9 protein-coding genes are annotated in these 6557 nt (G+C 63.3%); 2 read left to right on the top strand and 7 right to left on the bottom strand.

Annotated features, from left to right (window positions below; all coding sequences use genetic code 11):
* Positions 1-67: 67 nt before the first annotated feature.
* Both EOA29_RS21025 and EOA29_RS21020 read left to right on the top strand, forming a co-directional pair.
* Positions 68-616 carry a cupin gene (locus EOA29_RS21025; RefSeq protein ID WP_126094679.1) on the top strand — a complete coding sequence of 183 codons (549 nt, stop codon included), beginning with the start codon at positions 68-70 and terminating at the stop codon, positions 614-616.
* 5 nt (positions 617-621) lie between these two features.
* Positions 622-1230: a dihydrofolate reductase family protein gene (locus tag EOA29_RS21020; protein ID WP_126094678.1), complete on the top strand. Its 609-nt coding sequence runs from the start codon at positions 622-624 to the stop codon at positions 1228-1230.
* Positions 1231-1242: 12 nt separating this feature from the next.
* Here the strand turns inward: EOA29_RS21020 and EOA29_RS21015 are convergent, their stop codons facing one another.
* From EOA29_RS21015 to EOA29_RS42285, 7 genes are all read right to left on the bottom strand, one after another.
* Entirely contained in the window at positions 1243-1602 is a 360-nt protein-coding gene (locus EOA29_RS21015; protein WP_126094677.1) for a hypothetical protein, read from the bottom strand.
* Positions 1603-1779: 177 nt separating this feature from the next.
* The gene (locus tag EOA29_RS21010; RefSeq protein ID WP_126094676.1) at positions 1780-2163 is read right to left on the bottom strand and encodes a VanZ family protein; all 384 of its coding nucleotides are present in this window, start codon (positions 2161-2163) and stop codon (positions 1780-1782) included.
* Between the two features lie 447 nt (positions 2164-2610).
* The gene (locus EOA29_RS21005; protein WP_127221401.1) at positions 2611-3759 is read right to left on the bottom strand and encodes an amidohydrolase; all 1149 of its coding nucleotides are present in this window, start codon (positions 3757-3759) and stop codon (positions 2611-2613) included.
* Between the two features lie 129 nt (positions 3760-3888).
* Positions 3889-4827, bottom strand: coding sequence for a GNAT family N-acetyltransferase (locus EOA29_RS21000; protein ID WP_127221399.1), 939 nt, complete (start codon positions 4825-4827; stop codon positions 3889-3891).
* 208 nt (positions 4828-5035) lie between these two features.
* A complete protein-coding gene (locus tag EOA29_RS20995) occupies positions 5036-5287 on the bottom strand; it encodes a hypothetical protein (protein WP_126094671.1) in 252 nt (83 codons plus the stop codon).
* A complete protein-coding gene (locus tag EOA29_RS20990) occupies positions 5284-5625 on the bottom strand; it encodes a hypothetical protein (RefSeq protein WP_126094670.1) in 342 nt (113 codons plus the stop codon). Before EOA29_RS20990 ends, EOA29_RS20995 begins: the two co-directional genes overlap by 4 nt.
* A gap of 567 nt (positions 5626-6192) precedes the next feature.
* A partial coding sequence (locus EOA29_RS42285) for a hypothetical protein (protein ID WP_210213161.1) occupies positions 6193-6557 on the bottom strand: 365 nt, incomplete at its 5' end.

The raw sequence follows: 6557 nt of genomic DNA, 5'->3' as shown, positions 1-6557 counted from the left end.
GCCGTGCCTTGCGAGTCCATCCGCAAGCCGACCGCCTTGAGCGAGGGGCGGACGGAAAGGTCACGGCATGCCAGGAGCGGCGAAACTTGCGGAACTTGTCGAGCAGCTGGAACCGCTCACTTTCCGCTTCCAGGATGACGGCCTTGTGCCCAACCATCCGCGCTGGCCGATGCTCGTCTATCCTGGCGCCGTGACGCTGCCGGACGGCGTAGATCCGGCGTCCGTCTTCGAGGATCTCTTCAGCACGAATGGCTGGGGCGACGGCTGGCGCAACGGCATCTTCGCTTATGTCCATTACCATTCGCGCATCCACGAAGTGCTGGGCGTCGCGCGCGGCACGGCCGAGGTGCGCTTCGGCGGCAACAAGGGCAAGGTGCTTGACGTCAAGGCTGGCGACGTGGCGATCCTGCCGGCCGGCACTGGCCACCAGCGCCTGTCCTCGTCAGCCGATCTGCTGGTCGTGGGGGCCTATCCGCCCTTCGGCACATACGATCTGTGCACGCGTGCCGAACAGCACGAAGAGGCGCTGCGCACCATCCCCAGGGTAGGTCGCCCGGAAAAGGACCCGGTCTATGGCGGCGAAGGGCCGCTGCTTGCCGCTTGGACGAAAAGGTGACGGGAGTGGCACGGATTGTCGCCATCGAGCATCTGACGCTCGACGGTGTGTACCAGGCGCCCGCGCGCGCCGATGAAGACATCCGAAACGGCTTCGAACATGGCGGCTGGGGCAACCCGGGCAGCGACCCGAAGATGCAGGAGGTCATCGGCAGCTACATGGTCGGCGGATGGTCGCTGCTCGCCGGCCGGATGACCTATGAGGACCTCTACGAAGGCTGGGCTGTGCGCCGGCCTGCCAGTCCGATGACCAGGGCGCTCACCGATGCGCGCAAATTCGTCGTTTCGCGTGACACGGGCTATGCGCTTGCCTGGGAGAATTCCACGCTGCTCGCCGGCGAGGTGCAGGTGCGCGAGCTCAAGCAAAATCATGACAGGACGCTCGTCATGTTCGGCAGCGGTAATCTGCTGCGCACGCTGATGCGGCGTGGACTTGTCGACGAATTGACGCTGATGATCCACCCGCTGGTTCTGGGCGAAGGCCTGCGCCTATTCGAGACGGGGCAGCCTCCTTCAAGGCTGAAACTGTCGAGCCACGTCGCTACCGAAACCGGCGTGGCGATCCTCACCTATTCATTTGGCATGGAAGCGGCAAGGGAATGGCGGCCGGAGTAAAAATCAGGGGCGCTACGGATAGTGCGCCTTCTTTGGCGCGTAGATTGCCGGATCGAAATCCAGTTCCTTCGGCAGTGGCTGGCTTGAGCACTGCAGATGCATCTGGCGGGCGAGAAGCCGTCGCTGCTGCTGCTCGTGCTCCTTAACCGCCGCTACCATCCCCATGCTGTACGGGCCGAGCAGGACGCCGAAGCCCCAGCCGGGGTGCTCCTTTTCGCGGGCGGCGTAGTCCGAAGCCGCCATGCGGGCTTGTTGGCATTCCGGCGAGGCCCATTTCGGGTCCTGCTGCGAAAGCTTCGCTCCATAGTCGACCGGAGAGGTCACACATCCCGCCAACGCCGCGGCGAATGCGACGACCATTGCGAATCTCATTCTCAAGCCTCTCCTAAAGTCTGCCGGAGAAAACACAGAACTCCTCTTCCGACAAGCAGACGGCTGCGATGAGGAAGAACCGGGCAGTCCGAATATCGGCCAGCGAGCCATGCACGCGCATTTCGACGGCTTGGATGAACACGGCCGATAATTGTCGCGATCAAGTGGGTGTCTCGATCAAGTGGGGCTTATAGGACGGTTGCGGTTGCCTGGATTGCGGCGTGTGGCGGCCCTCTTCGCGGCTGCAAGGATGAGCCTTCCTAGCGCAATCCCTATGAGGCCGGCCGCTGCTTTGAGAAGTGCGTCTTGCAGTCGAGCATGCCGGCCTGGATCGATCGCCTGGAGCAGTTCCAACACGCCGGCCACGGCGCAGACAAACAGCATTGCTTGCATCAGGCGCGCGCGGAATCCGAAGGCCAGGGCAAGGCCGAACAGGGCATAGGCCAGGGCGCGTTCCACATTCGCGTCACTCAGATGCGGCCGCATTTGGATAGGTGAGAGCGTGGCGAACGTGATGGCCGCAAGCAGTACGAGCGCGGCGAGACGGGAGATCGAGGTCATCCCCGCTCATACAAGCGGTGAGCCGGCATAACAATATCTGCGCCAAGGAGGGGCAGCGCGTGACGCATTGGATCGCGACGCGGAGCCTGCAAATCCCCTGTGCTGTTGCGGCTGAGCTACAGCGCTTGTCCCCCGATAGGCGTAATCTTCATGGTGTGGGAACGCTGGATCATCCATTGGCGGGCCATCCAGCCGACGCCTGATAAAGGCGTCTGTTTCTTGGGGTAGGGGGCGATTGCCCGCCGGCTTCGGCTGGCGGGCTTTTCATTCCAAAATGCCCCCCGGGCTCGGGCCGTCCACTGCGAGCCTAAAGCATGTCTCCCGAAAGTGGGAACCGGTTTCGGGACGAAGACATGCGTAGACTCAAAACCTAAAGCGCATGGAGCGAATCTGAAAGATCGCGACGCGCTTTAGAACGCATTTTGGCGCGCCATTCCTTCAAGCCACTCACCCGAGCAGATTGCGCGCCGTACGCATGAAGATTTTCGAGCCGATCGGGATCAGGTCGTCCGGAAAGTCGTAGTCCGGATTATGCAGCGCCGGGTAGCGTTCGCCGGCGCCGAGGAAGAACATCGCCGATTTGGCATTGTGGCCGAAGATGCCGAAATCCTCCGAGGCGCGCATAGGCAGGGATTCCTCGCCGCGCGAAACACCTTCCTCATCCAGAGCGCAGTTGAGATGCTCCACCGCATCCGGCGCGTTGACGCTGGCGACGAAGATTTCGTGATAGTCGAAGCGCACGGCAAGGCGATGCTCGGCCGCGATCTTCGTGGCCAGCGCCTCGGCGGCGGCGACCAGTTCCGCCATGCGCTCGTCGTGCCTTGTGCGCAGCGTCGCCCACACCTCGGCATATCCGGGCGCGATGCCGAACACGGCTTCACCCATCGAGGCATGGGTGACGGTCACCATGCCGAAATCGTCATCGGCGAAGGTGCCGCGCCCGAGCGCCGGCAACTGCGGCATCAACTGGCTCACCGCCAGCATCGGCGAGGTGCCGGTCTCGGGCATGGAGGAATGCGCGGTCTTGCCTTCGAGCATGATGCGCATGCCGCGCGAGGCGCAGTTCACCACGCCGGTTTTGAGGCGCACTTCGCCGAACGGTACGCCCGGCAGATTGTGCAGCGAGAAGGAGAAGTCCGGCGCGATCTCAGAAAAGCACGGATCGGCGACGACGCCGGCAGCGCCATTGCCGGTTTCCTCCGCCGGCTGGAACATCAAAACGACGCGGCCGCGCGCCGGCCTCTGGCGCCCGAACTGGCGGCCGAGCGCGGCGAGGATCGCGGTATGCCCGTCATGGCCGCACATATGCGACTTGCCCGGCACCTGTGATGAATGCTCGACGCCCGAAAGCTCGTGGATCGGCAGCGCGTCGAGCTCCGAACGGAACAGCACTGTCGGCCCCGCTTGCCCGCTGTCATAGACCGCCGCCACGCCATGGCCGCCCAATCCGGTCAGCACCTTGTCCGGCCCCGTGTCGGCGAGGAAGTCGACGACCTCCTTGGCCGTCTTCTCCTCTTCGTTCGAGATCTCCGGCTGCCGGTGCAGCTTGCGGCGCCATGCCGTCAGCTCGACGATGTCTCGATTGGTCAGGGCCATGGTTTCGACTCCGCTTGGTGCTGAATTCTCCATAGCATGTGCAGCTGGATTGGCACGTCGCAACCGGCTGCAAGTGAGGGGCCAGTGTTCGACATCAGTGAGATACCGGGGGGCGCAATGCAGAGCCCGTTACCTTGCGACCTTGATCTGCGGCAGGTCGCGGCTGATCGGGCGAAAGCCTACGCCGTAATACATGTTGCGGGCCTCGGCGTGCGCCGGCGCGCCAAGGCAGGCGACCAGCATCTGCCTCGCTCCGGCGCGCCTCGCCAGATGCATGCCGTGGAGCTGCAGCGCGGTGCCGAGCCCGCGTCGCCGAAAATCCCGGTGCGTGCCGACGGGCTCGAATTCGGCGGTTTGCGTCGCCTCGTCCAGCCAGATGATCGCGGTCGCGGCCAGCGTGCCGTCGGGCGCGGCGACCAGCACATGCAGGTCGGCCCGATACGGCCAGGTCCGCCGCACCCGTTCGTACGCATGCTCGGTGAAGGCGGACAGATGCCACGCGTCCCGATGCGCCTTGACCGCGTCCGCCGCCGCGACGTCTCCGGCGGTAAGAAACCGGAACCCCTCGGGCAGCACTGGGTACGGCACGTCCGTCAACTCCCTTGTATTGAATTGCACCCAGGAGCCGTTGTCCGAACCGGCTTCGGCGTCGAAGGCATAGCCATGCGCGCCGACGATTGCCTGCGCCTGGGCGTCCGCGGACTGCACCGTCAGCAGCCGGTCGACGCCGCCCGCGACATCGTCATACCAGTCCAGGATTTCGGCAAGCAGCGCCGCGCGGCCCGGATGCGCCTGCCAAAGCAGGTTGGCCGTCTTGCTCTCTCGGAATGTGCCGTCGCCGCGCGGGATCCGGTAAGGCAGATGCGCCCAGCCCCACGCGGCCAGCCGGCCGTCGGTGAACCACAGCCGGTGCCGCCAGGAAGGGTTGAGCGCGTCGAAATCCTTGGCCCAGACCCAGGCCAGCTCACCGACGGTCGCGTCGCCGTTCAGCAGCTCCGGCCGCAATGCCGTCACCTCCTGGGCCAGGCCCTGCATCAGCTTGAGTTCGGTCGGGCCAAGATTCTCCATGCGGGCAGCGTGGCAGGGGTGGACTGTCCTGTCGAGGGAGGCGCTATGCTGGCCGGTGGCGCCATGACCGGGATCGCAGGACCGGCCAAGCTCGCCTCCGGCCCGAGAGAGGCTACTGGACCACTGGGCCAGCCACCTCAGTCACGACAGAAAAAAGGTCGTCCCAGGTGAGTGCAGATGGAACGGCCTTTTCACAACACGGCGAAGCTCAATAGCTTGTTTTGGGCGCTGCTGTTTTGGCCGCCGCAGCCTTCGCAGTGTGCTTCTTGTGCTTCACCGGGCACTTGTGCTTCTTGGTCGGCTTGCAGACCTTCTTGGTGGCAACCTTCTTCGGTGCAGCCTTCGCCGGAGCGGTGGCTGCCGGAGCGGCGGTCGTCGTCGCTGCTGCGTTGCCGGGGACCGGCATGGAGAAAGCGAGCGCAACGGCGAGGCCGAGGGCGGAGAGGAGGGACTTTTTCATGGTTTTTTCTCCTTGCTATGCAGGTCGGTTTTGGGTGTCACTGCATCGGGATCGGCCGGTGTCACGCCAAGCAGCTTCAGGGCTTTTGCGAGCGTCCGGATTCCCTGCGCCTCCTTCTTGTTGGCGCAGAACCGGTTTCCCTTCCTTTGCAGTGCTTTCGCCGCGGTGACCTGCGTTGCCGCAGCATGGGTTTCGAGGGCTTCGTCAACCTGGCGGCTGAGATTGGCGCAGCGCTCGGCGCGGGTCGTCGTAACCTTTGCCCCGCCGGCCTCAACCGGGCCGGTGACGAGCGAAATACCGAGCAACGCACTTATCAGGGTGATCGAGAACCTTTGCATCGCTTGTCGCCAATCCGAACAAGGTGCCGCAGTGCTGCAGCCGATGATCGACCCTCTCCGGTCAATTCTACGCTCGAATGATTTCTGAAGTTTTTCTGGAGTGTTTCTGAATTGTGTCTGAGGCGTCCGCGCAGCGCCTTTTACGACGCGCATTTGGGGCGCGCTCTCGCCGGGCCATTCACCTAAATCTGCCAAGAAATTGGCTAACGTACATATCTACCAAGCTGCTGACGCGCCAACGGTATAATCGCGCGGCCACTCTTTGCCGCCCCATAATCGTTTCTGCATGTTCTGTTGCAAGTTTGAGCAGCGTTTCCGCGACTTCCTGCGCCGACCAGCCTTTAACAACGGAGGCCTTCACCAATGCCTGAAACGCGGGCTCAAGGGCGACCTCGCAGTTGAGGGCGCGGTCGGGGCTACCTTCAGAAAGCAGGGGCGGTTCGACTGGCGGTATCGGAGCCATGCACCCAGAAAGCGCAAACGTGGAAAATCGTTCCGCCTGTCATTGGCTCTGATGGCGGTAGCCGCAGGCATTTCGCGCTCAGACACCGACATTTGATGAAACGTTCAGCGTGCCCTCCCGATTTGGTTCCAGGAGGATGGCATATGAGAGAACACGTCGGAGATGGTTCTCAAGTCCGAGATGGTTCTCAAGTCCGAACTGATGACAAACAGTTGGTCGCCCTGTTGAAAGAAAAAGCAGGAATCTCGGAGGCTGAAGCCTGTAAGCTGATAAAGGAGGTCGGGCACGACCGCCATTCGCTTCTGCGAGAAGCCCGATTTCTGAAAGCGAGGCATTGATCGGTCGCCGCCGTGACGCTTGCCTCTGATCGGCGGTCCGATGTTCGGGACCATCGTCATCGGCCTGCGACGGCACTGCCGGGTGCCCGGCTGCGCTGCAGCGCGCCCCTCGACAGCCTGTCGAGGAAGAT

Origin of the sequence: Mesorhizobium sp. M1E.F.Ca.ET.063.01.1.1, from assembly GCF_003998155.1 — a bacterium.
Lineage (GTDB): Bacteria > Pseudomonadota > Alphaproteobacteria > Rhizobiales > Rhizobiaceae > Mesorhizobium.
Note: the sequence above shows the minus strand (reverse complement) of the source record. Positions and strands in the feature narration are given on the sequence as shown.

What these genes read in the sequence shown, in the direction of transcription:
- EOA29_RS21025 (WP_126094679.1), top strand. Translation starts at nt 68, where the DNA reads ATGCCAGGAGCGGCGAAACTTGCGGAACTTGTCGAGCAGCTGGAACCG.
- EOA29_RS21015 (WP_126094677.1), bottom strand. Translation starts at nt 1,602, where the DNA reads ATGAGATTCGCAATGGTCGTCGCATTCGCCGCGGCGTTGGCGGGATGT.
- EOA29_RS21010 (WP_126094676.1), bottom strand. Translation starts at nt 2,163, where the DNA reads ATGACCTCGATCTCCCGTCTCGCCGCGCTCGTACTGCTTGCGGCCATC.
- EOA29_RS21005 (WP_127221401.1), bottom strand. Translation starts at nt 3,759, where the DNA reads ATGGCCCTGACCAATCGAGACATCGTCGAGCTGACGGCATGGCGCCGC.
- EOA29_RS21000 (WP_127221399.1), bottom strand. Translation starts at nt 4,827, where the DNA reads ATGGAGAATCTTGGCCCGACCGAACTCAAGCTGATGCAGGGCCTGGCC.
- EOA29_RS20995 (WP_126094671.1), bottom strand. Translation starts at nt 5,287, where the DNA reads ATGAAAAAGTCCCTCCTCTCCGCCCTCGGCCTCGCCGTTGCGCTCGCT.
- EOA29_RS20990 (WP_126094670.1), bottom strand. Translation starts at nt 5,625, where the DNA reads ATGCAAAGGTTCTCGATCACCCTGATAAGTGCGTTGCTCGGTATTTCG.